Origin of the sequence: Citrobacter sp. 50677481, from assembly GCF_001463265.1 — a bacterium.
Taxonomy (GTDB): domain Bacteria; phylum Pseudomonadota; class Gammaproteobacteria; order Enterobacterales; family Enterobacteriaceae; genus Citrobacter_A; species Citrobacter_A sedlakii.
Genome location: NZ_LNHZ01000027.1, coordinates 240,635 through 266,644, shown reverse-complemented (window position 1 = coordinate 266,644; position 26,010 = coordinate 240,635). Strand labels below are relative to the sequence as shown.

Genomic DNA, 26,010 nt, shown 5'->3' with positions numbered 1-26,010 from the left:
AATGACAAAGGCCACCCTGAGGTAGCCTTTTGTCTGCAAATTTTACCGTTTAGCTTTTGATTTTTCTGTAGATAACCAGCACGACAATCGCGCCGATTACCGCGACGGCGAAGCTGCCGAAGTTAAAGCCGTCCACTTTCCCGAAGCCCAAAAGCGTGCTGATCCAGCCGCCGACGACGGCGCCGACGATCCCCAGAATGATCGTCATGAAGAAACCACCACCATCCTTACCAGGCATAATCCACTTCGCCAGAATACCTGCAATAAGACCAAAAATAATCCATGAAAGAATGCCCATTTTTTCCTCACTTATGTTTTTACGTTAGCGGTTTAGTCGCCGTTAAAAAGCATAGCACATCATCAGGAAATTGAAATTTGTGATGAAAATCACTTTATTTACCCTGCGTTGTTCTCCTACAAAAGTTGGGGTTGCATATTCAAATGATAAAGATTATCTTTCTCATTACTGAATAGTTGAGCAAAAAGCTCAAGTATTCAGTACGACATTGCTCACATTGCTTCCAGTATTTCTTGCCCGCCTCTGTGCGGGCTTTTTTTTGACGTTGCCTCGTCATTTATGTCGAACGGGCTGTCATTTCCTCACCCTTCCTGTTCCAGAACCGCGCCACTGCGGGTTTCTTCATTCTGGCACGCATTATGCTTATCGCCATGCGTCATAATGACAATCCGAAGCGTCGGCGACAGTGCTGACGCTTCCTCTACAATTCGCGCTATTTCAGCATTTAACAGGTCTGTTATTGATGAAAAAAATCACCAGTGTGTGCCCCTACTGCGGGGCCGGGTGCAAGCTCAAGCTTGTTGTTGAAAATAACAAAATCATCCGCGCTGAAGCGGCTGAGGGTGTGACTAACCAGAACCAGCTCTGCCTGAAAGGTTACTATGGTTGGGACTTCCTGAACGATACCCGCCTGCTGACGCCCCGTCTGACTCGCCCCATGATCCGCTATGAAAAAGGCGCTAAATTTACCCCGGTCAGTTGGGATGAAGCCATCCGCTACACCGCGCATCGTTTGCTGGCTATCCGCGATACCTTTGGTCCACGCGCCATTATGACGACCGGTTCTTCCCGCGGAACGGGGAATGAAACCAATTATGTCATGCAGAAATTCGCCCGTGCGGTTCTTCATACTAACAATGTGGATTGTTGCGCCCGCGTATGCCACGGTCCTTCCGTCGCCGGACTCCAGGAAACCCTGGGCAATGGCGCAATGAGTAACGCCATTAGCGATATTGAACATTCCAAATGCCTGCTGATCTTTGGCTATAACTGTGCGGACTCTCACCCTATCGTGGCGCGCCGAGTCATTAAAGCGCGTCAGAATGGCGCAAAAATTATCGTCTGCGATCCTCGCCGTATTGAAACTGCCCGCATTGCCGATCAGCATCTGCAGCTTAAAAACGGGTGCAATATGGCGCTGGTTAACGCCTTTGGCTACGTGCTGATTGACGAGCAGTTATACGACAAAGCGTATGTGCAGCAGCATACAGAGGGCCTGGATGCCTACTGGCAGACGGTGAAAGACTATTCCCCTGAAGCCGTGGAACATCTGACTGGCGTTCCGGCTTTGCAGGTGCGCCAGGCAATGCGCACCTTTGCCGCCGCCCCTTCCGCAACCGTGATGTGGGGAATGGGCGTGACGCAGTTCGGCCAGGCGGTTGACGTGGTGCGGGGGTTATCCAGCCTCGCTTTGTTGACCGGTAATCTGGGGCGCCCTTACGTCGGCGTCGGACCGGTGCGCGGACAGAATAACGTTCAGGGTGCCTGTGATATGGGCGTGTTACCTAATCTGTTCCCGGGGTACCAGAGCGTGACCGATCCGGTTATTCGTCAGAAGTTCGCCCATGCCTGGGGTATCAATCCTGAGCGGATGGACGAACACGTCGGGACGCGCATCACCGAAGTACCGCATCTGGCGCTGGAAGGTAAAATCAAAGCCTACTACATCATGGGGGAGGATCCGCTGCAAACAGAAGCTGATTCGAGCCTGGTTCGCAAAGGCTTCGAGGCGCTGGATTTTGTCGTGGTACAGGATATTTTCATGACCAAGACCGCAGAGATGGCCGACGTCATTTTACCGGCAACCTCCTGGGGCGAACACGGCGGCGTATTCACCTGCGCCGACCGCGGCTTTCAACGTTTTGAAAAAGCCATTGAACCGACCGGTGACGTGAAGCGCGACTGGGAAATTATCAGCCTGCTGGCCAGCGAAATGGGGTATCCCATGCATTATGACAACAATCAGCAAATCTGGGATGAGATGCGCGAACTGTGTCCGCTGTTCTATGGCGTAACGTACGAAAAAATGGGTGAAATGGGCCACGTACAATGGCCCTGCCCGGACCTCGATCACCCCGGAACGCCCTATTTGTACGCCAACAGTCGCTTTGACACGCCAGACGGCAAAGGCAAGCTGTTTGCCGCACCGTGGCGCGCGCCTGCGGAAGTTCCGGATGAGACGTACCCGATGGTGCTCTGTACGGTACGCGAAGTGGGTCACTATTCCTGCCGCTCGATGACCGGGAACTGTGCGGCGCTTCAGGCGCTTGCCGATGAGCCGGGCTATGTGCAGATTGCCGCCCAGGACGCACAGGCACTGGGGATCCGCCATCGCGATCTGGTGTGGGTCAGTTCGCGACGCGGCAAAGTGATCAGCCGGGCCGATGTCTCAGAGCGCATTAACCGCGGCACGGTGTATATGACCTACCAGTGGTGGATTGGCGCATGCAACGAACTGACGCAGGACAACCTCGACCCTATCTCAAAAACGCCGGAAACCAAGTATTGCGCGGTGAAGGTAGAAAAAATTACCGATCAACAGTGGGCTGAACGATACGCCGCGCAGACCTACAGCGAGATGAAAATGCGACTGTGTGAGGCGATCGCCTGACAGCGTTTGCGTTTGCACCTGAACCCGCAGTGCGGGTTCAGGCCGCGTTCAATAGCCGACGTGCTGCGGCTCGCCCAGCGACAGCACGCGCGCTTCCCGCCGTTTATCCTTCCGCATAAACCCCAGCGTGATAAAAAACAGCCCTGCCATAAAGGGCAATTCATACAACTCTTCAATCAAATCGGTATAGTTGACGTCGTGCAAAAAGAGTGGAGCCAGCAGACGGTGATGTTCGACAGTATCCGAAATTAAAAACGAACAGGCCGTCAGCGCAAACAGCCACACGGGAAGCGGTTCCTCACGCAGACGACGCGTAATCTCCCGGCGCAGTGAAGCAGACAGGCAAACCGGTAACACCAGCGCGGCAATCAGTATGACCGAGATCCCCCGAAACAGTATTCTGGGTTCGTCAGGAAAATAATCGCGTCCCCAACTGGTGCTTCGCCCCAGCAGCACTACCCACCAGACCACCGCCCATAACCAGAACTGTTTCGCGCCTTCAGGTCGGGAAAGCGGTCGGATATACCAGGCGGTGAACAACGCGCCAAACAGTAGCCATAGCGCCTGTCCGTTCTCAACCCACGCGACAAGCGCGCCATGAAAAAGCGGCAAATGCCAGTTTGCGGTGAACGGGATCGCGACGGCAGCTAGCGTAAGAAAGCCGGTTGTGGAGGAAAAACGTGCGTCAAGTTTCATGGGTATCAGTTCTGTTAAGGTTCTGTTACCCGATCATAAATTTTACGAATATTCTTACCTTAGCAATCCATGCGGTGAACTTAAGGTTTTCTTAAGGTTTCGTTTCAATTCATTTCTGTGATGTGTCAAACATTGCGAAAAGACAAAAAAAACCGTACTGCATCGCCTGTATGCAGTACGGTTGTTATTTCCGACGGTCTTACCAGCCGCAGACGTCGTGCTCGTTTTCCGTATCGTATGAACGAACCGTATTCACCAGATCTTTGACCACCTCAGCGGCCACTTCCGGCACCAGCAGGGTCATCGGCGCATCGGTTTCATAATCGACAGACACACCATTGCTGTTATTCGTCACGCTGACGGTATAGGTTGCTTTTCCCATGATTATTTCTTCCCGGTATGAATGACTTTTCGTTGGTTTGCGCTTTCCAGCAGAACCTCCGGCGCGACGAAAAAATCGATATTGAAATAGGTGTCATCGGTCATCACTTCGATGTTGTGCCACTTTTCAGGTGGAAAAACACCAAACTGACCGGCTTCGATGATCATCACTTTTTCCGGTTCCGGACTGTGTTCATCGGCATAGCCGAGATATTTGACCGCCCCCTGCATCACCGACAGGCGGGGATACACCCCCGGTCGGGTTCCTTTATCAAGGTGGCGTTCGAAAATTCCGGCAGGCGCGGTCTCTTTATTCCAGAACGGCGTGGAGCGCGTATGGATATGGTTTTGTGGAATCTGAAGCATGTTCTTCCCTCATCCAGTCGATAGATGCGGTTGTGTTTAACCCGCTGTTCCAGAAAGGTTACGCCTCATAACTGGCATTTTAAATACACCAAAAGGGGCACATGCTTCTTTTCCACTGTCGGGGCGACACGCCTACTTGTGCGCCTCGCCCCATGACATCATCTAACCGGCGGGATGAGCGGATTGCCGTATTGTTTCAGCCAGCTCTCTGCTAACTTTTTAGTGGCGTAATCGTTCAGATGCCCAACGTCACGGTACAACGGGATCCCGTTAATTTCTGTTTTGCAGATTCCGTCAGGACATTGCACCCTTTTTGGATCGATAACGATCAGAGATGGAAACTTTGTCTGCAGCGTTGCGTACATTTTTTCTGTCCACACCGCCGGATTGATTTGCGGCTGCGGATTACAGGATTGATGCTCATACTCGCCCCGTGTTTTAAAATGCTCATAGAAACAAGTCAGATAATTTTCCGGCATCGGGAACATGCTTTTCACAAGAATCGGCTGCGCGCCAGCATCGATAATGGCTTGTACAGCCTGCCCGGTCGCGCGGGTCACAATATTGATGGACTCAGTTTGTGACGGGGTATCATTAATATGATCTCTCACCCTGAACGCCGCATAGTTTTCCCATACCTGAGAAATGATGACGTATTTATATTTATGGCTTCGAATAGCGTCATAATATTTTTCGACGTTTTCGTGGCAAATCTGATAATGATCGCCTTTATAAGTATACAAATCATCATGGTATACGCCCGGAATCGCCAGACACAACGAAGTCGCTTTCATATCCACAGCAACTTTTGCATTTTTTCCCATGACATCAAAAAAATTCCAGTACTGATTGGAATGCGAATCGCCCATCAGTATCGCACGCTCTGAAGACGTTTTATCCCCTACCACACACGCCATATCGGTTCCTGATACATTCGCATTCATACAGTCCTGCCGCTGTTTTAACTTTGTCTCTTTCAGAACGCTATTGATATGATGAAGCGTCTCACCAAACCGGAGATAACTAAAACCATCAAAATGCTTGCTGACAGGGATCAAAACGATAATGGCGAGCAGTGGCGCGACCAGCAAGATAATCAGCGTTTTTTTCAAAGACTGCCGGGGCTTTCTATAGGGTTTTTCAACAAAATAGTATGATCCCACCGCTAAAAGAATAGACAAACACAGGCCTGCCAGTCGGGCATAGACATGGGTAATCCCTATATAGTGCAATGTCGCGAAAATAGGCCAGTGGAAAAGATACAGTGAATACGAGATTTTACCGAGCCATACGAGAGGGGAGAATGATAAGCAATTATTGATTAGGATATTTTCCCGGGAGCCGCTAAAAATCACTATTGCTGTACTGAGACAAACCGCCAGCGTATAAACGTTGGGATAACCCAGAATGACATCCGTTCTGAAGCTGATAGTAAAAATAACAATAATCGCAAGCAGTGAAATAATATTAAGCGCAACTGTATTTACTCTCTTTGCCAATGGCAGGTAAATACATACGCAGACACCAAGCATAAACTCAAAGAACCGGGAAGCGAAAAAATAATAGGTTTTCGTCGGCTGTGCAGATGTATAATGCCAGGTAATTGCGATACCCACTACCGTTATCAGCAGCGAGCCGTACTTAATCGTTCGCTCATTTGTTTTCTTACGGAAAAAATAATAAATAATCGGAAAAAAAAGATACCATTGCCACTCAACAGACAGTGACCAGGTATGAAGCAATAACATCGCGTTCGAGTCAGGCGCTGCATACGCGGTCGTTTCATCACCAAAATAGCGGTTTGAGACGATCAGTAAGGTCTGTTTTATGCTTTTAAGAAAAGGTGCATAATCTTCAGGTAACCAGAATACCGAAGCCAGGACGAAACAAAAAGCCATCATCGCCAGCATAGCAGGCTGCAAGCGCCATAGCCTGCGTAGGTAAAAGTCGCTAAAGCTAAATTTACCCGCATCCATTCTGTCTTTGATTATCGAGGCAATGAGGAAGCCAGAAATAACGAAGAAAATATCAACCCCAATAAAACCGGATGCGAATACTGTAAACCCGGCGTGAAATAGCACCACCAGCAATACGGCAATCGCCCTGATGCCGTCAATATCTGAACGATATTTCATCCATTACCCTGCCAATAAAATATAAAGCACGGATTTTACACGAGTTTATTTAAAAGTGAACCGCTATGGCTCACTGTTTCTCTGCGCTTCCGATACAAAAAAGCCCGCTGTATAGCGGGCTAACAGATTTACGATTGCAGCGTTGCCAGTCGTGCCGCGAATCCGACGAAAATCAGGCCGATCAGTGAATTTCCCACTTTCGCCAATTTCTTTTTTGTGCGGATGTACTGGGTGACAAACGCGCCGGAGAGGATCAGGAAAGTCAGATAGCAAAAGCTCACCACTTCCAGCGTGGCCGCCAGAATGAAAAATGACAGTCCCGCGTGCGGCGCGTTAACATCAATAAACTGCACAAAAAAGGAGACGTAGAAAAGAATCGCTTTTGGATTGGTCAGGCTCAGTACGAGCGCGCGTTTAAAAATCGCACCGAAAGGCACGGCGTCTTCAGAGGCCCCACTGCCCTTTGATTTAAGCGTGGACCAGAGGATCTTCGCGCCAAGATAAAGCAGATAAAACGCACCGAGATAGCGCACGATATTAAACAGCACCGGCGTGGTTTTAATCAGCGTCGCAACGCCCGCATAGGCTAAAAACATCAGCACCGCATCGCCAATAAACACACCGCTCGCGGCAAGATAGCCGCCCTTTATCCCTCGCCCGACGCTGTTTTTTAAAACAAATATCGTATTCGGCCCCGGCACTAATACAATAAAAATCGCCCCCACCAGATAGGTCCAGTAATTCAGTACGCCATACTCTGCAAACACGTTAACCTCTTCCTGAAACAACACATACGCTTAGCTGCGAAACAATATGCTAACCAATGCACCTGATGATGGAAAGGGAAATCCCTTAAACGGAGATTCCGCGTTGGCGGGTGTTTTATCTGACGACCAGCAGATCCGATACGCGCGTAGTGTAGCGGGGAGAGAGCATCTCCCGTTTCATTTGCCACTGCTGGGTAGTGCCTTGCCCGGCAAAATAGAGCGTTCCCCTTCCCTCTTGCGCATTAAGCTTATCCAGCACGCTCATCAACTTTTCACTGCCCGGACGGGGTGCGTTATCGTCAAACAGATTAAGCTGCGCCACGCCCTGGCTGAAAAAGTCGCCGAGCATCACACCCGCTTTTTGATAACGGTGACCGTCACGCCAGATCGCGTCCAGACAGCGGATCGCCGCGTTAATAATGTCCCGGCTGTCATGCGTTGGCGTCAACAATTCGACCGAGCCATAATTGCCGTAATATTTTTCATTTTCCGCAAACGGACTGGTTTTCACAAAGGCGGAAATATGCCGACAGTATTGATGCTCCGCGCGAAGCTTTTCCGCCGCGCGCGTGGCGTGGCTGCAAATGGCCTGACGCATCTGCTCGTAGTCACTCACCCGCTCGCCAAAAGAGCGGGAACAGATAATCTCCTGCCGGGCGGCTGAAAACTCCTCCAGCGCCAGACACGGTTCGCCGCGCAACTCGCGCACCGTTCTTTCAAGCACCACGCTGAAATTTTTCCTGATGAAGCGAATATCCGTCTCCGCCAACTGCAGTACGTTTTCGATGCCCATCGTTTCCAGCTTTTTCGCAATGCGCCGCCCAATGCCCCACACCTCGCTGACCGGCATTAACGCCATTAGCTTTCTCTGGCGATCCACGTTCGACAGATCCACCACCCCGCCTGTCTGCGGCCACTGCTTTGCCGCGTGGTTCGCCAGCTTCGCCAGCGTCTTGGTTGGGGCGATCCCGACACCAACCAGCAAATGCGTGCGCTGCAGCAGCGTGCGGCGAATCTCCATGCCGAAATCGGTCAGATCCCGGCAATGACGTACCCCCGTCAGATCGCAAAACGCTTCATCGATACTGTATATTTCCACGCGCGGCGTCAGCTCTTCCAGCGTGGTCATTACCCGGTTAGACATATCGGCGTACAGTTCGTAGTTGCTGCTGAAGCAGACGACGCCATAGCGACGAAACAGATCTTTTTGCTTAAAGTAGGGATCGCCCATTTTCACGCCCAGCCGCTTTGCTTCTGCGCTTCGGGCGATGACGCAACCATCGTTGTTTGATAACACGGCCACTGGCTTACCTTTCAGATCCGGCCGGAAGGCGGTTTCGCAGGATGCGTAAAAGGAATTCACATCCACCAGCGCAAACATGATTACTTTGTCGCTTTGATGATGTGCGTAACCACGCCGAAAATATCCAGCGTATCCTCACTGCTCACGCGGATAGGCGACCAGGCGCTGTTCATCGGGTTTAACTGCACCGTGGGCCGCAGCTGTAGCTGCTTTACCGTAAACTCCCCTTCAACTGCCGCAATCACAATGTCACCGTGCGTCGCCTGAAGCGCGCTGTCCACCACCAGCAAATCCCCGTCGCCAATACCGCCCTCAATCATCGAGTCGCCAGCGGCGCGGACAAAATAGGTTGAACTGGGATGCTGAATAAGCAGTTCGTTAAGGTCGATCCGTTGTTCCACATAATCTTGCGCGGGAGAGGGAAATCCGCACTGAACGATATCGGCAAAAAGCGGAGTCGTTACAATCTGGCGCAAGTCAACGGGTCTGTAGAACATCATCATCACACATCCATATATTTACTGTATTTATATACAGTAGATTTAAACAAAGGCGAGATCAAGCGGCGAACAGCGCGTGTTGGCGGGCGTTAAACTGCAGCATGTTGATTTTATTTATTTACGGGGAGAAAAAAATTTTGTGCGGCTCATTCGAATGATTATAAAAGCGCCAACTGAAAACCCGTCGGCATGCGACGGGTTCACAGGATTTAATGATGCAGCATTTCATCCACCACGGCCTGGGCCTTAAGCTGGTAAGGATAATAGGTTGGCCAGTTATCCATCTCTTCCAGCAGCGCCTGCTGTGAGGTATTGCCCATAAAGATATGGAAATGGCTCGACTTACGCGGAGCGATGATATGATCGCTAAACTGCACATATTTCGGCGCGTTGCTGTTCGCCTCTTTGCACTCAAACAGATAACGGACGCCTTTCTTACCCGAGGTATAGGTGAGGATCTTGTGTCCAGCATAGTCATATTTACAGGAGGCGACCTGATCGCCGGTATGGAACTCCATCACGCCGTTTTCAATACCGATCGTTTCGACATCCGTTGCATATCCTTTGCGGTAATACGCTTTTATTTCCTCTGCTGATTTACGCTTATCTTTCTCTGCTTTCTGCGTAAACACCGGATCCAGTTCGCCGCTGACCAGATACGGGTAAACGGATTGCCACATACCGTCCCAGTCGGTCAACGCCCTGTCCCGAACGTTTTTATCGTCGAATACGCCTTCGGCCGCTTTCTGTTCCACCTCTGTCAGCGGAGCGCCATGTGAATGGTGACCGTGTGCGAAGGCATAACCGCTCGCCAGCAGCATTCCCAGAAACAGCGATAGTTTTTTAAAACGAATAACCACAATTGCACCCTCAGTTCATCCATAAAGATGCAATGTTATATTATAACAAAAGAAGATATTCAACTGTCCCGATGAAAACAACGAGGAAAAGCAGGCCGAAAATCAACGGCCACCGCGCGGGTGGCCAATGGCAGGAGGCTGTCAGGCAGCCATCTTCAGGCAGGCGTCGGCGCACGCATTGCAGGCCTGGGCGCACGCCTGACAGTGTTGGTGCTCATGTCGGGCACATTCCTCGGCGCAGGCCTTGCACAGGTCCACGCAAAGACGACACGCCTGACTGAGATAATCGCTGTCCAGGGCCATAAATTGCGCCGCCAGACGGCACATTGCGGCACACTGGGTATCCAGACGGATACACGCTCTCATCATATCGATATCTTGTTCATTCAGGCATGACGCAGCACAGTGATCGCATGCTGCCGCACACGCATAACACATATCAATACATTCACGGTGTTCTTGCTGCATAACTCACTCCTTATTTTTGTCAGAGGAGTAAATAAGTCTGCACAAAATTTCCCACCTCGCCAGGCGGTAAGGCGCATTCACTTTTTTCCGAATAGCAGAATCCTTTTCCATTTCGTGTCGGCAATCACATATTCCACGCCCCGTTGTCCAGAACTTTGATCGGGTCACTTTTTCTACAAAAACCGGATTCGGTATGATGGAGGCGGACATAAAAAACAGGAGGTAATACTATGTATCGTTCTGTTCTGGTTCCAATTGATATCTCTGAATCCGATCTGACCCGCCAGCTCATCCCCCAGGTTGAGGCGCACACCAAAGCGGCAAAAGTCCACTTCCTGGCGGTGATCCCGTCAGTCCCCTTCTATGCTTCCATGGGGCTTGCCTACTCCGGTGAATTACCGGACAGGAACGGTTTACAGGCCAAAGCCTTGCAGAAGCTGGAAGAGATCGTGAAGCAATTCACTATCCCTGAAGGCAGAGTGCAAACGCACGTGGTGTATGGTCCACCTAAAGATCAAATCCTGAAGGTGGCGGAGGCGGTGAGCGCCGATCTGGTGATTATTGCCTCGCACCAGCCAGGCATCTCAACCTATCTGCTGGGCTCAACCGCTGCGGCCGTGGTTCGCCACGCGCACTGCCCGGTGTTAGTGGTACGCTGATCCCCGAACGGGAGTCCGCTGGCTCCCGTTTATTCTGCCTTTACAATCCAGTCCCGAAAGATTTCCATTGCCGGGGTCACTGGCTTCGATTTCAGGTGCGTGAGCCAGTAGCTGCCCATATCGACTTCATTAGCAAAAGGACGCACAAGCTGCCCGCTCGCCAGCTCACGGCTGAACATTTTTGCCGGAACCAGTGCCGCGCCGCCGCTCTGGATGACCGTTTCAACCATCAGGCGCGATGAGTCGAACATTGCGCCATTGATTCGCTCAGCGCCAACCCCTGCGGCCGCAAACCAGGTATCCCACTCATCTGCCCGGTAAGAGCGTAAAAGATTCTCTTGCAGGAGATCGGCGGGATGCGACAGTCGTTGCGCGGTATCGGGCGAACAAAGCACCGTCAGCGGCGCCTCGCACAGCATTTCGTTATGGGTGGCGGGCCACTGACCGCTACCAAAGCGGATGGCGAAATCCAGCCCTTCTGCGGCCAGGTTTACCACGTTGTTATTGGTGCGCAAACGCAGATCGACAAACGGATGCGCTTGCCGGAATTGTTCAATGCGCGGTAGCAGCCAGCCAACAGCGAAAGTCCCAACCGCCGCGACGGTGAGCACCTCACGGTATTCTCCTCCTTCAAACTGGCGGAAAATGGTGTCGATTTGCCCAAACGCATCGGTCAGCACCGCAAACAGCGCCTGCGCCTCATCCGTCATCTCCAGCCCTCTGGGCAGACGCTTAAACAGCACCCGGTTCAGGCGATCTTCAAGTATTCGTACCTGTTGGCTGACCGCCGCCTGCGTTACGCAAAGTTCAAGCGCGGCACGGGTAAAGCTCAAATGACGGGCGGAAGCTTCAAAGGCGCGTAGCGCATTGAGAGGAAGATGAGAACGCATCGAAAAGACTCATAAGATTTTCTTTTATCCAGGGTAAATTCTTCTCGCTTGTTAAGCAAGCGCTGAATGGAGATAGTGCATCACGCCGGCAACCGGGAAACATTTTATTTTTATTGATGTCTCTGGCCTGGATATTTCTGCCTCAAAAACAAAAGTGCCCTTATTTACCCATTCATTGACGATTAAGAAGGTTTTGTATGCTTAAAGAACGGTTTCGCCAGACGGTATTTATCGCTGCCGCTGTTATGCCCTTCATTTTTAGTAGCACTTCACTGCATGCGCAGGCGACGTCAGACGTGCAGCAGGTTCAGAAAAAGCTGGCGGCGCTGGAAAAGCAATCTGGCGGACGCCTGGGCGTGGCGCTGATTAATACCGCGGATAATTCGCAGGTGCTGTACCGCGCAGACGAGCGTTTTGCGATGTGCAGCACCAGTAAGGTCATGACCGCCGCCGCGGTATTAAAACAGAGTGAAACCCATGACGGTATTTTGCAGCAAAAAATGACCATTAAAAAAGCCGATCTGACCAACTGGAATCCCGTAACAGAGAAATATGTGGGTAATACGATGACATTAGCTGAGCTAAGCGCGGCGACGTTACAGTACAGCGATAATACCGCCATGAATAAACTGCTGGCGCATCTCGGCGGCCCCGGCAACGTCACGGCGTTTGCACGTTCCATTGGCGACACGACGTTTCGTCTCGATCGCAAAGAGCCGGAATTAAACACCGCCATTCCCGGCGATGAGCGCGACACAACATCGCCGCTGGCCATGGCCAAAAGTCTGCGTAAACTCACGCTGGGCGACGCGCTGGCAGGTCCCCAGCGCGCGCAGCTTGTCGACTGGCTGAAAGGCAACACCACCGGGGGCCAGAGCATTCGTGCCGGCCTTCCTGCACGCTGGGTGGTGGGCGATAAAACCGGGGCGGGTGATTACGGCACCACGAATGACATTGCGGTGATCTGGCCGGAAGACCGCGCCCCGCTGGTGCTGGTAACCTATTTCACACAGCCACGGCAGGATGCGAAATGGCGTAAAGATGTCCTGGCCGCGGCGGCGAAAATTGTGACGGAAGGAAAGTAATTTCTCTGAACAGAACCCTGCGCAGACACCTGACGGTGTCTGTGCGGAAAACAGCGCTTCGCTGGAAAATTGGTCTACACTAAAAAATGTGTGAATTCACTCTCACCAATCAACCTAACAAGGATGCGCGATATGAAAAAAATTGCTTTCGCTACCACACTGCTTGTCTCAGCCTTCTCTTTCAGCGCCATTGCCGCTGACCAGGTTTCAAAAGAAGAAGTTGATCATTTTAAACTGGAAAAAGTGGGGACGGTAAACGTTTCGCAGAGCGGCGGAGCCATCTCCTCACCAAGCGATCTGCGTGAAGAACTGTCGAAACTGACGGATGAAAAAGGCGCCAAATATTATCACATCATCGCTGCCCGTCAGCATGGCCCGAATTTTGAAGCGGTCGCCGACATTTATAAAGATGCGAAAAAATAAGTCCGTAGTGAACAGTATTCACCCGCTGGTCTGACAAAAGAAAAAGGCCCGGACAAATGTCCAGGCCTTTAAAATTTGGGCCGCCATCGAGGCCTCGAACCCCGTTCCCTACAACAAAAGTCGTTCGCTCTTCCAGATGAGCTAATGGCGGTTAGCCGTTTATCATTATCTGATTGAGAATTTACTCATCAGTGATAACGGGCTGAATAATACATAACTCAAATTAACCCTGCAAGAGCTAAAGTCCTTTTGAAACACCTTTAATTCACTGTTTGCTTATTATTTGCGCGCCGATAGCAAATCAAAAGCGCATCCGTATCCCAACAACACCCTGAATGGGTTCCTCAATATGGCGACCCTGTCGGTAATTCATTTCACCATACAGCGTGGCGGTGCGAGTTACGTCGGCAGACAGACCCAGGCCATACTTACCGGAGATACCGTTAAGATTATTATCAAAACGATTCACATTATTGATTACCGTGCGATTCGATTTTGCTAATTCCTGTTCAACCTCCACCTGAATGTATGGCGCAATAACAGTGTCATGGCTGGAAAAATGGCCTCCCGTGCGTATACCCATCCCGGCAATAAGAGAACGCGCCGCGCCTGTCTTCGCCCTCATCCCGTTTGACAAACGAATATCCGCATCATTAATTTGCGTCCCGGTAAGGCGAAAAAATGGCTCAACGGTGATGGTATCATCCGGCTGGAAAAGTATTCCGCTTTCAGTCGCGGCGCTCAGACCATATTGATGCCATTCTCCCGTTGCATTACCGCCATTGGTCATACGCACCCTGAGGTTATTATTTAATCTATTCGCTTTAACCACGCCATCAATATAAACGCCGTTGTGATGATACCAGGTGGCGTAGCCGCCAATACCGTAACTGTCCACATGGCTTTTTCCGCCCCGGGCGTGCAGGACATGATTTTTGGTCAGCGTGATAAACGCGCCGCTAACAAGCGTTCCATCCTGATATTCCGCCATTCGGTCTCCGCCCAGTTCCAAACCGTTTTGGTGCAGCGTATATTCAGCACCGCTACTGACCGAAACGTGGCTCTTTTTACCCAGATAATGGCCCCAGACATTCCCCTCGTCCGCCTTTCGCTCACGGCCTGAGTGATTACGGTAACTGCGCAGGCCGTCCATTTCTGAACGCATAACATTCAGGCCGACGGTCGCCAGGCTCAGGACTGCATCCGTAGAGGGGGTCGTAATCAGCGAACCGCCGCCATTGCCATTGTTATTCCCATTATCTCCTTCGCTGCCGCCGTCGCCCTCGTTATCTTCATTATCTTCATCGCCTTCGTTACCTTCATTGCCATCGGTCATCGCGCCGAGATACCAGACATTGCCGCTGTAGCCATCCTTATTCTGTTGATGATACAGCGTATAAAGATACGTACCGCCATCAATCGCGGCTGAGCGATGATAATTAGCGCTCACCAGAGAAAATTCCGCTTCACCGCGTTGATCGTGAATAAGATTCACCGTAAGGTCCCTGTCGTCGGCGATTTCATGTCCCGAGTCAAAAACCATGATAGTAAAGCTGCCAGCGCCCTGACCTATCTCGACAAAATTCGCGTTCTTTTTAGCCAGCGATGAGTTAAATAAAAAGTGACCTGAGCCGCTAAGATTATCAATGGTCAGAGCCGCATATTCGCCGTAACTGTCGAGCAGAAAACTTACGTTTCCTCCCTGGAGAATGAGATTGCCGACATAAGCCGGGTCCAGATCCGCGGTGTCGTTATCAATGTCGGTAATGTACAGCGTACCGGCTAGCGTGATGTTATCAGCTACCGCACCGGCATCCATATAGACGCCTCCCGCCTGCCCGACATTCATAAAACCGGTCGCGCGTGCGCCATCATATAAATAAGAACGACCGCCATTGATTGTGGTGTCATTAATAATGGCATTATTCGCCACCGACTGGATCCCGGCGTCAATCCTCGTTCTGTCCGCATAACCTTCGCTATAAACGATCTGATGGCCGCCGTTAATATGCGTGTCTTCGGCCTGCGAGCCGAAATAAATATACTGGCGCGACGTATCATTAAGCTGCGTTTTTTTCGCCGTGGAGGCGGAAAAGTAAACATACTGAACGCTGTTATCATTCAGTATCGTATTTTCCACGAAGCCCGGCGCCCAGGTCTGGAATTGAAGTGTCTGAACACTGTTTCCGTTGAGAGTGGTATTCACCGCCAAACCACCGGTAAGCTGCTGTCGAGCCGTTCCGTTAAGGGTTGTACCTTCTGCAACCGCATTTAAGCCAGAAATATACTGCGCGCCGTGATTAATCGTGGTGTATGTCACCCGCGCGCTGTCACTCAGGTATTGTGAAGAGCCTTCCTCTATCGTTGTGTTTTTTGCATGCGCGTTATCCTTGAGCCATTGCTGCCCGCCGTTATTGAGCTGAGTGCCGGTGATTAGCGCATTTTCATAACCATACTGGCGTCCGCCGCTCCCCTGAACAACGGTATCCACCGCTTCAGAATAAACGTTTTGCGTACCATTGCTGTTGATAATCGTCCCCCTGGCAACGGCGTTATCTCTGACATTTTCAAAACCTTTATCGTTAAGAACCGTACCGTAAGACGTGGCGTTATCCTGTAATTCTAAAACACCACTAATTTTTTGCGGAACAGACATTTCGACAACAATATTTTTTACGACAGCATCTCCATTGTATATTACTGTCTCGCCAGAAATGAGGCAGTTAATATTACAACGCTCATTCGTCGTTTCTGTTTCTACAGGAATTAATGATACCGCCCCGACAGCGGGCGACAACACCGCAAAACCGCAGGCCAGCGTAGAGGCAACAACATGATGAATAAGAGTGCTTGCGGAGGTATTTGCTGACCATCCTTGTGTGCTCATTTAATTTCTCACTTCAGGGACGCCACGGCAAAACCTGATATAACAACAGTAAACCAGACGTATCCTTTCATTAAAAGACAATTGACCTGCTGCGCATAATCACGCACGGGAGGGAATAAAAACCAATGACAGGCTTAAATCAAACGCGTCCATCTAAACACAGATAATGTAAACCAATAGTAAACCGGGACCTGCGCAACAAGGCAAAATAATACGGAAATTCCTTATTAACACGGCAACATTTCCCGAATTATGTTGCTTATACCGTATTCGCGACAATAAAAAACGAGAACCTTTTGGCTCTCGCTTTTATTAATTCCAGAAAGTAAGGTAGCGTAAAATGTGAAGACGCCGTTTACAGCGCCTGTGTCGTCGGACGGAAAATAACCTCTTTCACACCGACATCTTCCGGCCCGCTGATAACAAATGCCACCCTGCGCGCAGAGGTGTCCGGAGGGATACCGACTTGAGTACCATAATCCTGATTAGCCGCGTTTCATCACAAAAAGGAAGGGAAATAAAAATGCCAAAAGGCTCCCGGCGGAGCCTCAATTATTTTCGGTAGTCTACCGGTGTCTGACCGGAACGAATGTACTGTGTAATATTGTCAAATGTCACCATGACAGATTTGCAAAAAATGCATTTTGCGCCGAAAGGGTTTTTCTCGGTAACATCAAAAGCAGAGGTTCTGTACTGAGAACCATGACAACATGGACATCTGAAGTGGATATGAGGAGTCATAACGGTCACCTTAAAGTGCGGGCCTCTGGGGCCCTGGTCTACGCTAAATTCGACGTCCTGATCCTCATTTAACGTTTTAAAATTGTCGCTCTGAATTGCAGAAGAAGGGACAAACACATCTTTGCTGCCATCAGCCGGAGCAATAAAGCCGAAACCTTTTTCAGCGTTGAATTCTTTTACTAAGCCAGTCTTTTTAATTGACATGATCGATACCTTAATTTGAGCCTTCCGGCGTAGGGTTTTTACAGAAACGACGAAGTGAATAGTGGGAAGACTCAAAGAAGGGACAAAGAGAATATACCTGAAATGAGAACTGCTTGAGTAAACAACTTTATAGATCGTTTGTTCTTAAACCGATGAGGTCATTAACGCATGGACGTCTCCGTTAAGCAATGTTTATTTTAGCCATCCGGATATCCTTATAGCCAGAAAATAACTCTGGCGTTCTCTTTAAGCACGTGTATAGTGCACCCTGTAATTAGCATTAAGGAATTTGTTTGTCCCGTAAAATGACAGGAATTGTCAAAACCTTTGACTGCAAAAGCGGTAAAGGTCTAATCAGCCCCTCCGATGGCCGCAAAGATGTTCAGCTTCACATTTCCGCACTCAGCCTTCGCGATTCAGAAGTACTGACCCCTGGGTTACGCGTTGAGTTTTGCCGAATAAACGGTCTGCATGGCCCTTCAGCAGCGAATGTTTATCTTTCGTAATCTGTATTAACACCCTTCGCCCAGGAAAAACCGTGGTGCATCATTAGCCATTCGCTAACAGCCCGCAGTCAGTCTATACCTGGCAGACGTTATCGGAAAAAATAAAAACGGGAACCACTGGCTCCCGTTATGGTGTCACCCAGAATCTGAATTACATATTGGCGATGATCGCGTCGCCAAACTCTGAACATTTCAGCAGCTTAGCACCTTCCATCAGACGTTCGAAGTCATAGGTCACGGTCTTCGCGGCGATCGCCCCTTCCATGCCTTTAACAATCAGGTCTGCGGCTTCGAACCACTGCATGTGGCGCAGCATCATTTCAGCAGAAAGGATGATGGAGCCCGGGTTCACTTTATCCTGACCTGCGTACTTCGGCGCGGTGCCGTGAGTCGCTTCAAACAGCGCGCACTCGTCGCCAATGTTCGCGCCCGGGGCGATACCGATGCCGCCAACCTGCGCAGCCAGCGCATCGGAAATATAGTCGCCGTTCAGGTTCATACAGGCGATAACGTCGTATTCCGCCGGACGCAGCAGGATTTGTTGCAGGAACGCATCGGCAATGACGTCTTTAATGACAATCTCTTTGCCGGTGTTCGGGTTCTTGATTTTCACCCACGGACCGCCATCGATCAGCTCGCCGCCGAACTCATCGCGCGCCAGCTGGTAACCCCAGTCTTTAAACGCGCCTTCGGTGAACTTCATGATGTTGCCTTTATGGACCAGGGTCACGGAGTCACGATCGTTAGTGATCGCGTACTCGATTGCCGCGCGCACCAGACGTTTGGTTCCTTCTTCAGAACACGGCTTGATACCGATACCGCAGTGCTCAGGGAAGCGGATTTTTTTCACGCCCATCTCTTCGCGCAGGAATTTAATCACTTTCTCAGCGTCCGCTGAGTCCGCTTTCCATTCAATACCTGCGTAGATGTCTTCAGAGTTTTCACGGAAGATAACCATGTCGGTCAGTTCCGGGTGTTTAACCGGGCTTGGGGTGCCCTGGTAATAACGCACCGGACGCAGGCAAACGTACAGGTCAAGTTCCTGACGCAGCGCAACGTTCAGAGAGCGGATACCGCCACCGACCGGGGTAGTCAGCGGGCCTTTAATCGCCACACGGTATTCACGAATCAGATCCAGGGTTTCAGGGGGCAGCCAGACGTCCTGACCATAAACCTGGGTGGATTTTTCACCGGTGTAAATTTCCATCCAGGAGATTTTACGCTCACCTTTATAGGCTTTCTCGACCGCGGCATCGACCACTTTGAGCATGGCAGGGGTTACATCAACACCGATACCGTCGCCTTCGATAAACGGGATAATCGGATTCTCAGGAACGTTGAGTTTGCCGTTTTGCAGGGTGATCTTCTTACCTTCCGCCGGAACAACTACTTTGCTTTCCATTCACCTCTCCTTCGAGCGCTTCTGGTTTGCTCGTCTGTCATCGCGCTGCATGTGCCATTGCGTCCTGCTGCACGAATGCGTTAGAGCAATTTTTTGTTAATGTTTTGTAATGAGCATGTCAATACTACCCTAATGTTCGCCGCCATGAAAGACGCTCGTGATTAGGCTATAATGCGGCAATTGCTATAATCTGAAAATACCATGCAGAAAACTTCTTTTAGAAATCACCGGGTTGAGCGATTCAGCTCGCGACAAGCCACTAAGCGGCGCAAAGAAAACCAGCCAAAACGCGTGGTTTTATTCAATAAACCTTACGATGTTTTGCCACAATTTACTGACGAGGCCGGACGGCGCACCTTAAAAGATTTTATCCCCGTACAGGGGATTTATGCCGCAGGCCGTCTGGACCGGGACAGCGAAGGACTGTTGGTGCTGACCAACGACGGCGCGCTACAGGCGCGCCTGACGCAGCCGGGCAAACGCACCGGCAAAATCTATTTTGTACAGGTCGAAGGCGCCCCTACGGCGCAAGCGCTGAACGCGCTGCGCGATGGCGTCACGCTGAACGATGGCCCCACCCTGCCCGCCGGCGTCGAGCTTGTCGCGGAGCCTGACTGGCTGTGGCCGCGCAACCCGCCGATTCGTGAGCGGAAAACCATCCCTACCCGCTGGCTGAAGATCACCTTATATGAAGGGCGTAACCGGCAGGTGCGGCGTATGACCGCGCACGTCGGGTTTCCGACGCTGCGTCTGATTCGCTATGCCATGGGGGATTACACGCTGGATAATCTCGCTAACGGCGAGTGGCGAGACGTCACCAATGCAAATAAAGGATAAAGTATGTTCAAACCACACGTCACGGTTGCCTGCATCGTCCATGCAGAAGACAAATTTTTAGTGGTCGAAGAAACGATAAACGGCAAAGCGTTGTGGAATCAGCCTGCCGGACATCTGGAAGCCGACGAAACGCTGGTGCAAGCGGCGGCGCGCGAGCTGTGGGAAGAAACCGGGATTAAGGCGCAACCTCAATACTTTATTCGTATGCATCAATGGATTGCGCCCGACAAAACGCCCTTTCTCCGCTTTCTGTTCTCTATTGAACTTGCCAATATGTGCGACACTGAACCGCATGACAGCGATATCGATTGCTGCCGCTGGGTCAGCGCAGAAGAGATTCTTCGCGCCCCGAACCTGCGTTCGCCGCTGGTGGCCGAAAGTATTCGCAGCTATCAGCGGCCAGAGCGTTATCCACTGGAAATGGTCGGTGAATTTAACTGGCCGTTTACTGAGGGTGTCAACTAAAAGGGGTGCGTGATAGAATACGCCGCCTTGAAGTTCAATGTCGTGAGTATTCCAATGTCAGAAAGCCCAAAAAAAGTGATCGTCGGGATGTCCGGCGGTGTCGACTCTTCCGTTTCCGCCTGGCTGTTGCAACAACAGGGTTATCAGGTAGAAGGCCTGTTCATGAAGAACTGGGAGGAAGACGACGGTGAGGAATACTGCACCGCGGCGGCCGATCTGGCTGACGCGCAGGCCGTCTGCGATAAGCTCGGCATTGAACTGCACACCGTTAACTTTGCCGCAGAATACTGGGATAACGTCTTTGAGCTGTTCCTTGAGGAGTACAGAGCCGGACGTACGCCAAACCCGGATATTCTGTGCAATAAAGAGATCAAGTTTAAAGCGTTCCTCGAATTCGCCGCAGAAGATTTAGGCGCTGACTTTATCGCCACCGGGCACTACGTGCGCCGCGCTGATGTGGACGGCAAAAGCCGTCTGCTGCGCGGGCTCGACGGCAATAAAGACCAGAGCTACTTCCTGTATACCCTCAGCCATGAACAAATCGCGCAAAGCCTGTTCCCGGTAGGCGAACTGGCCAAGCCGCAGGTGCGTAAAATAGCCGAAGATCTGGGCCTGGTGACGGCAAAGAAAAAGGACTCCACCGGCATCTGTTTTATCGGCGAACGTAAGTTCCGCGAGTTTCTTGGCCGTTACCTGCCGGCACAGCCGGGTAAAATCGTTACCGTAGACGGCGAAGAGATTGGCCAGCACCAGGGGCTGATGTATCACACGCTGGGACAACGTAAAGGACTCGGCATCGGCGGCACCAAAGAAGGGACCGACGATCCCTGGTACGTGGTCGATAAAGACGTTGAGAACAACATCCTGGTTGTCGCGCAGGGCCATGAACACCCGCGCCTGATGTCCGTAGGCCTGGTGGCGCAACAGTTGCACTGGGTCGATCGCGAGCCGTTCACCGGCACAATGCGCTGCACGGTGAAAACACGCTATCGCCAGACTGACATTCCGTGCACCGTGAACGCGCTGGATGACGAACGCATCGAAGTGATCTTTGACGAACCGGTTGCCGCGGTCACGCCGGGCCAGTCGGCGGTCTTTTACCGTGGCGAAGTGTGCCTCGGCGGCGGCATTATCGAACAGCGCCTGCCGTTGCCGGTCTAATTTTTACCTCTTAAATACAAGGAAGCAGTGAACGTGGCAAAAAATTACTATGACATCACCCTCGCCCTGGCAGGTATTTGCCAGTCGGCACGCCTGGTGCAACAACTGGCGCACCAGGGACATTGTGATGCCGATGCGCTCCACGTCTCACTGAACAGCGTCATTGATATGAACCCCAGCTCAACGCTGGGGGTGTTCGGCGGTAGCGAAGCCAATCTGCGCCTCGGCCTGGAGACCCTGCTCGGCGTGCTCAACGCCAGCAGTCGCCAGGGGCTAAACGCAGAGCTAACCCGCTATACCCTGAGCCTGATGGTGCTGGAGCGCAAACTCTCCGCCGCCAAAGGCGCGCTGGATACCCTGGGCGATCGTATTAATGGCCTGCAGCGCCAGCTGGAACACTTCGATCTTCAATCGGAAACGCTGATGAGCGCCATGGCCGGCATTTATGTCGACGTCATCAGCCCGCTGGGACCGCGTATTCAGGTGACGGGTTCCCCCGCCGTACTGCAAAGCCCGCAGGTGCAGGCCAAAGTGCGCGCCTCACTGCTGGCAGGGATTCGCGCCGCCGTGCTCTGGCATCAGGTTGGCGGAGGCCGCCTGCAACTCATGTTTTCCCGTAATCGCCTGACCACTCAGGCAAAACAAATTCTTGCTCATTTAACCCCGGAGTTGTGATCTATGGAATTATCCTCACTGACCGCCGTTTCCCCTGTCGATGGACGCTACGGCGATAAAGTCAGCGCGCTGCGCGGGATTTTCAGCGAATACGGTTTGCTGAAATTCCGCGTACAGGTAGAAGTACGCTGGCTGCAAAAACTGGCCGCGCACGCAGCGATCAAGGAAGTTCCTGCTTTTGCTGCCGACGCAAACGGTTTCCTCGACGCTATCGTGGCAAACTTCAATGAAGAAGACGCCGCGCGCATTAAAACCATCGAGCGCACCACCAACCACGACGTCAAAGCAGTCGAGTATTTCCTGAAAGAGAAAGTGGCGGAGGTGCCTGAGCTGCACGCGGTTTCCGAATTCATTCACTTTGCCTGCACCTCAGAAGATATTAATAACCTGTCACATGCGCTGATGCTGAAAACCGCGCGCGACGAAGTGATCCTGCCGTACTGGCGCAAAATGATCGACGCGGTAAAAGATCTTTCCGTTCAGTATCGCGACATCCCCCTTCTCTCCCGTACTCACGGTCAACCGGCAACACCGTCGACCATGGGCAAAGAGATGGCAAACGTGGCCTACCGCATGGAGCGCCAGTTCCGCCAGCTGAATCAGGTAGAAATACTGGGTAAAATCAACGGCGCGGTCGGTAACTATAACGCACACATCGCCGCGTATCCGGAGGTTGACTGGCACCAGTTCAGCGAAGAATTTGTCACCTCGCTGGGCATTCAGTGGAACCCGTACACCACCCAGATTGAGCCGCACGACTACATCGCCGAACTGTTCGACTGTATCGCCCGTTTCAACACCATTCTGATCGACTTCGATCGTGACGTCTGGGGTTACATCGCGCTGAACCACTTCAGGCAAAAAACCATTGCGGGCGAAATCGGGTCTTCCACCATGCCGCATAAAGTAAACCCGATCGACTTTGAAAATTCCGAAGGTAACCTGGGCCTGTCAAATGCGGTTCTGCAACATCTGGCCAGCAAACTGCCCGTGTCCCGCTGGCAGCGCGACCTGACGGATTCAACCGTGCTGCGTAACCTGGGCGTGGGCATTGGTTACGCGCTGATCGCCTATCAGTCCACCCTGAAAGGGGTAAGCAAACTGGAAGTGAACCGCGATCGTCTGTTGGACGAACTGGATCACAACTGGGAAGTATTGGCAGAGCCGATCCAAACCGTAATGCGTCGCTATAGCATTGAAAAACCGTATGAAAAGCTGAAAGAGCTGACCCGCGGCAAACGCGTTGACGCTGAAGGGATGAAGCAGTTTATCGACGGTCTGGCGCTGCCGGAAGACGAAAAAACGCGGCTGAAAGCGATGACCCCGGCGAATTACATTGGTCGCGCCGTGACAATGGTTGATGAGCTAAAATAAGCCACCCGCCTGTGCCGGATGATGATGCAACGGCATCTTATCCGGCCTGCAATGACCAGACGTGTTTTCCGTGCCGGTGCGCTTCCGGCATTTCCCCTTCCCCGGTTTATTAAATGTTTATCCCCACAGCAACATAATCAGCGTTAAACTATTCATACCGTATATATAGGGAGAAAAGATGATGCGCGTACTGGTTGTTGAGGATAATGCGTTGTTACGCCACCACCTGAAGGTGCAACTTCAGGATGCAGGACATCAGGTTGATGACGCTGAAGATGCCAAAGAGGCCGACTATTATCTTAACGAACACGTGCCAGATATCGCGATCGTCGATCTCGGACTACCCGATGAAGACGGGCTGTCGCTGATCCGTCGCTGGCGCGGGAATGACGTTTCCCTACCGGTTCTGGTGCTGACTGCGCGCGAAGGCTGGCAGGACAAAGTGGAGGTACTGAGCGCGGGGGCGGATGACTATGTCACCAAACCGTTTCACATTGAGGAAGTGGTGGCACGCATGCAGGCGTTGATGCGGCGTAACAGCGGCCATGCGTCACAGATTATCTCCATTCCCCCTTTCCAGGTCGATCTTTCTCGCCGTGAACTGTCGGTGAACGATGAAGTCATTAAGCTGACCGCCTTTGAATACACCATTATGGAAACGCTGATCCGTAATAACGGCAAAGTGGTCAGTAAAGATGCGCTGATGTTACAGCTCTATCCGGATGCTGAACTGCGTGAAAGTCATACCATTGACGTTTTGATGGGCCGTCTGCGCAAGAAGATTCAGGCGCTGTATCCCCATGACGTGATTACCACCGTCCGTGGTCAGGGATATCTGTTCGAACTGCGCTAATGAATAAACTGCTGCGTCACCTTTTTCCGCTGTCTCTGCGGCTACGCTTTTTACTGGCGACTGCAGGGGTGGTGCTGGTGCTGTCTCTGGCCTATGGCGCAGTCGCGCTGGTGGGCTATAGCGTCAGCTTTGACAAAACGACCTTTCGCCTGCTGCGCGGCGAGAGCAATCTTTTCTACACGCTCGCCAGGTGGGAGGACAACAAGATCCATGTCGAGATCCCGGAACATCTCGATATGCAAAGCCCCACGATCTCGTTGATTTATGATGAAAACGGCAAGCTGCTCTGGGCGCAGCGTAATGTGCCGTGGCTGGTAAAACTTATTCATCCCGACTGGCTGAAAACCAACGGTTTTCACGAAATCGAAGCCGATATTGACGCCACCAGCACGCTGGTAAACGAAGACCACTCGGTGCAGGCGCAACTGAAAGAGGTACGGGAAGACGATGACGACGCGGAAATGACCCACTCGGTCGCGGTAAACGTCTACCCGGCGACGGCGCGTATGCCGCAGTTGACGATTGTGGTGGTCGACACGATCCCCATTGAGCTTAAACGCTCTTATATGGTCTGGAGCTGGTTTATTTACGTGCTGGCAGCCAACCTGCTGCTGGTGATCCCGTTGCTGTGGGTGGCGGCCTGGTGGAGCCTGCGCCCTATCGAGGCGCTGGCGCGCGAAGTCCGGGAACTGGAGGAACACCATCGCGAACAGTTAAACCCGGAAACCACGCGCGAACTGACCAGCCTGGTGCGCAACCTTAATCGTCTGCTGAAAAGCGAACGCGAACGCTACGATAAGTACCGAACCACGTTGACCGACCTGACCCATAGCCTGAAGACGCCGCTGGCCGTGTTGCAAAGTACGCTGCGTTCAATGCGCAGTGAAAAGCTGAGCGTTAGCGACGCCGAGCCGGTGATGCTTGAACAAATCAGCCGTATCTCTCAGCAGATTGGCTATTACCTGCATCGCGCCAGTATGCGTGGCGGTGGCGTACTGCTCAGCCGGGAACTGCATCCGGTGGCCCCTTTACTGGATAACCTGACCTCGGCGCTCAATAAGGTTTATCAGCGTAAAGGCGTCACTATCAGCCTCGATATTTCACCGGAAGTGAGTTTTGTCGGTGAACAGAACGACTTTGTCGAAGTGATGGGCAACGTGCTGGATAACGCCTGCAAATATTGCCTCGAATTTGTCGAAATTTCCGCCCGCCAGACCGACGACCATCTGCATATTGTGGTGGAAGATGACGGTCCCGGCATCCCGCAGAGCAAGCGCGATCTGGTGTTTGATCGCGGTCAGCGGGTGGATACACTGCGTCCGGGCCAAGGCGTGGGACTGGCGGTCGCCCGTGAAATTACCGAGCAATACGACGGCAAGATTATCGCCAGCGACAGTCTGTTGGGCGGCGCCAGAATGGAGGTGATTTTTGGTCACCAGCAGCCGGGGCAAAAAGACGACTAA

General features: G+C 51.8%; 26 protein-coding genes, 1 tRNA gene and 1 pseudogene. 12 read left to right on the top strand and 16 right to left on the bottom strand.

The genetic code is table 11. The features are described 5' to 3' along the window. Positions 1–49: 49 nt before the first annotated feature. Positions 50–298, bottom strand: a complete 249-nt coding sequence (locus tag APU02_RS07000) for a GlsB/YeaQ/YmgE family stress response membrane protein (RefSeq protein WP_042287607.1) — start codon at positions 296–298, stop codon at positions 50–52. Between the two features lie 463 nt (positions 299–761). On the opposite strand from APU02_RS07000, the gene fdhF reads away from it, so the two are divergent. Next, entirely contained in the window at positions 762–2,909 is a 2,148-nt protein-coding gene (gene fdhF, locus APU02_RS06995) for a formate dehydrogenase subunit alpha (protein WP_060569633.1), read from the top strand. A gap of 48 nt (positions 2,910–2,957) precedes the next feature. On the opposite strand, the gene APU02_RS06990 is transcribed toward fdhF, so the two are convergent. From APU02_RS06990 to APU02_RS06950, 9 genes are all read right to left on the bottom strand, one after another. Then, entirely contained in the window at positions 2,958–3,605 is a 648-nt protein-coding gene (locus APU02_RS06990; protein WP_060569632.1) for a hypothetical protein, read from the bottom strand. 199 nt (positions 3,606–3,804) lie between these two features. Continuing rightward, entirely contained in the window at positions 3,805–3,987 is a 183-nt protein-coding gene (locus tag APU02_RS06985; RefSeq protein WP_042287613.1) for a DUF1869 domain-containing protein, read from the bottom strand. A 2-nt stretch (positions 3,988–3,989) separates the two neighbouring features. After that, the gene (gene yeaR / locus APU02_RS06980) at positions 3,990–4,352 is read right to left on the bottom strand and encodes a DUF1971 domain-containing protein YeaR (RefSeq protein ID WP_042287615.1); all 363 of its coding nucleotides are present in this window, start codon (positions 4,350–4,352) and stop codon (positions 3,990–3,992) included. Positions 4,353–4,510: 158 nt separating this feature from the next. Then, on the bottom strand, positions 4,511–6,487 hold the full coding sequence (locus APU02_RS06975) for an acyltransferase family protein (RefSeq protein ID WP_060569631.1): 1,977 nt from the start codon (positions 6,485–6,487) through the stop codon (positions 4,511–4,513). Positions 6,488–6,615: 128 nt separating this feature from the next. Beyond that, on the bottom strand, positions 6,616–7,254 hold the full coding sequence (leuE, locus tag APU02_RS06970) for a leucine efflux protein LeuE (RefSeq protein WP_042287620.1): 639 nt from the start codon (positions 7,252–7,254) through the stop codon (positions 6,616–6,618). A 115-nt stretch (positions 7,255–7,369) separates the two neighbouring features. After that, positions 7,370–8,635, bottom strand: a complete 1,266-nt coding sequence (locus APU02_RS06965) for a Y-family DNA polymerase (RefSeq protein ID WP_042287622.1) — start codon at positions 8,633–8,635, stop codon at positions 7,370–7,372. Positions 8,636–8,637: 2 nt separating this feature from the next. Then, on the bottom strand, positions 8,638–9,057 hold the full coding sequence (locus APU02_RS06960) for a translesion error-prone DNA polymerase V autoproteolytic subunit (protein ID WP_042287741.1): 420 nt from the start codon (positions 9,055–9,057) through the stop codon (positions 8,638–8,640). 209 nt (positions 9,058–9,266) lie between these two features. Continuing rightward, on the bottom strand, positions 9,267–9,917 hold the full coding sequence (gene zinT / locus APU02_RS06955) for a metal-binding protein ZinT (RefSeq protein WP_042287624.1): 651 nt from the start codon (positions 9,915–9,917) through the stop codon (positions 9,267–9,269). 141 nt (positions 9,918–10,058) lie between these two features. After that, positions 10,059–10,385, bottom strand: coding sequence for a four-helix bundle copper-binding protein (locus APU02_RS06950; protein WP_042287626.1), 327 nt, complete (start codon positions 10,383–10,385; stop codon positions 10,059–10,061). A 230-nt stretch (positions 10,386–10,615) separates the two neighbouring features. Here APU02_RS06950 and uspF point away from each other — a divergent pair, with 230 nt between their 5' ends. Continuing rightward, positions 10,616–11,044, top strand: coding sequence for a universal stress protein UspF (uspF, locus tag APU02_RS06945; protein WP_042287629.1), 429 nt, complete (start codon positions 10,616–10,618; stop codon positions 11,042–11,044). Positions 11,045–11,073: 29 nt separating this feature from the next. Here the strand turns inward: uspF and APU02_RS06940 are convergent, their stop codons facing one another. After that, the gene (locus tag APU02_RS06940; RefSeq protein WP_060569630.1) at positions 11,074–11,934 is read right to left on the bottom strand and encodes a LysR family transcriptional regulator; all 861 of its coding nucleotides are present in this window, start codon (positions 11,932–11,934) and stop codon (positions 11,074–11,076) included. A 197-nt stretch (positions 11,935–12,131) separates the two neighbouring features. Here APU02_RS06940 and blaSED point away from each other — a divergent pair, with 197 nt between their 5' ends. Both blaSED and APU02_RS06930 read left to right on the top strand, forming a co-directional pair. After that, positions 12,132–13,019: an SED family class A beta-lactamase gene (gene blaSED, locus APU02_RS06935; RefSeq protein WP_060569629.1), complete on the top strand. Its 888-nt coding sequence runs from the start codon at positions 12,132–12,134 to the stop codon at positions 13,017–13,019. A 132-nt stretch (positions 13,020–13,151) separates the two neighbouring features. After that, positions 13,152–13,442: a DUF1471 domain-containing protein gene (locus APU02_RS06930; protein WP_060569628.1), complete on the top strand. Its 291-nt coding sequence runs from the start codon at positions 13,152–13,154 to the stop codon at positions 13,440–13,442. 76 nt (positions 13,443–13,518) lie between these two features. Here APU02_RS06930 and APU02_RS06925 read toward each other — a convergent pair. From APU02_RS06925 to APU02_RS26865, 4 genes and pseudogenes are all read right to left on the bottom strand, one after another. Continuing rightward, positions 13,519–13,593: transfer RNA gene (locus APU02_RS06925), tRNA-OTHER, on the bottom strand. Between the two features lie 150 nt (positions 13,594–13,743). Next, on the bottom strand, positions 13,744–16,098 hold the full coding sequence (locus APU02_RS06920; RefSeq protein WP_060569627.1) for an autotransporter outer membrane beta-barrel domain-containing protein: 2,355 nt from the start codon (positions 16,096–16,098) through the stop codon (positions 13,744–13,746). A 783-nt stretch (positions 16,099–16,881) separates the two neighbouring features. Then, a complete protein-coding gene (locus tag APU02_RS26870; RefSeq protein WP_042287743.1) occupies positions 16,882–17,070 on the bottom strand; it encodes a hypothetical protein in 189 nt (62 codons plus the stop codon). Between the two features lie 18 nt (positions 17,071–17,088). Further along, positions 17,089–17,274: pseudogene (locus APU02_RS26865) on the bottom strand (cold shock domain-containing protein); the annotation flags it as partial. Positions 17,275–17,567: 293 nt separating this feature from the next. On the opposite strand from APU02_RS26865, the gene cspF reads away from it, so the two are divergent. Continuing rightward, positions 17,568–17,780, top strand: coding sequence for a cold shock-like protein CspF (gene cspF, locus APU02_RS06905; RefSeq protein WP_042287635.1), 213 nt, complete (start codon positions 17,568–17,570; stop codon positions 17,778–17,780). Between the two features lie 151 nt (positions 17,781–17,931). On the opposite strand, the gene icd is transcribed toward cspF, so the two are convergent. Next, the gene (gene icd / locus APU02_RS06900; protein WP_042287636.1) at positions 17,932–19,182 is read right to left on the bottom strand and encodes an NADP-dependent isocitrate dehydrogenase; all 1,251 of its coding nucleotides are present in this window, start codon (positions 19,180–19,182) and stop codon (positions 17,932–17,934) included. A 201-nt stretch (positions 19,183–19,383) separates the two neighbouring features. Here icd and rluE point away from each other — a divergent pair, with 201 nt between their 5' ends. From rluE to phoQ, 7 genes are all read left to right on the top strand, one after another. After that, positions 19,384–20,019: a 23S rRNA pseudouridine(2457) synthase RluE gene (gene rluE, locus APU02_RS06895; RefSeq protein WP_060569626.1), complete on the top strand. Its 636-nt coding sequence runs from the start codon at positions 19,384–19,386 to the stop codon at positions 20,017–20,019. Positions 20,020–20,022: 3 nt separating this feature from the next. After that, positions 20,023–20,484, top strand: a complete 462-nt coding sequence (locus tag APU02_RS06890; protein WP_060569625.1) for an NUDIX hydrolase — start codon at positions 20,023–20,025, stop codon at positions 20,482–20,484. 54 nt (positions 20,485–20,538) lie between these two features. Next, on the top strand, positions 20,539–21,645 hold the full coding sequence (gene mnmA, locus APU02_RS06885; RefSeq protein WP_060569624.1) for a tRNA 2-thiouridine(34) synthase MnmA: 1,107 nt from the start codon (positions 20,539–20,541) through the stop codon (positions 21,643–21,645). A 33-nt stretch (positions 21,646–21,678) separates the two neighbouring features. After that, positions 21,679–22,320, top strand: coding sequence for a high frequency lysogenization protein HflD (gene hflD, locus APU02_RS06880; protein WP_042287747.1), 642 nt, complete (start codon positions 21,679–21,681; stop codon positions 22,318–22,320). A gap of 3 nt (positions 22,321–22,323) precedes the next feature. Then, positions 22,324–23,694: an adenylosuccinate lyase gene (gene purB / locus APU02_RS06875; RefSeq protein ID WP_060569623.1), complete on the top strand. Its 1,371-nt coding sequence runs from the start codon at positions 22,324–22,326 to the stop codon at positions 23,692–23,694. A gap of 181 nt (positions 23,695–23,875) precedes the next feature. Further along, complete coding sequence (phoP, locus tag APU02_RS06870) at positions 23,876–24,547, top strand: two-component system response regulator PhoP (protein ID WP_042287748.1); 672 nt, start codon at positions 23,876–23,878, stop codon at positions 24,545–24,547. Further along, positions 24,547–26,010 (top strand): two-component system sensor histidine kinase PhoQ, encoded by a 1,464-nt coding sequence (gene phoQ, locus APU02_RS06865; RefSeq protein WP_042287641.1) that lies wholly within the window; start codon positions 24,547–24,549, stop codon positions 26,008–26,010. The genes phoP and phoQ overlap by 1 nt, the downstream gene beginning before the upstream one ends.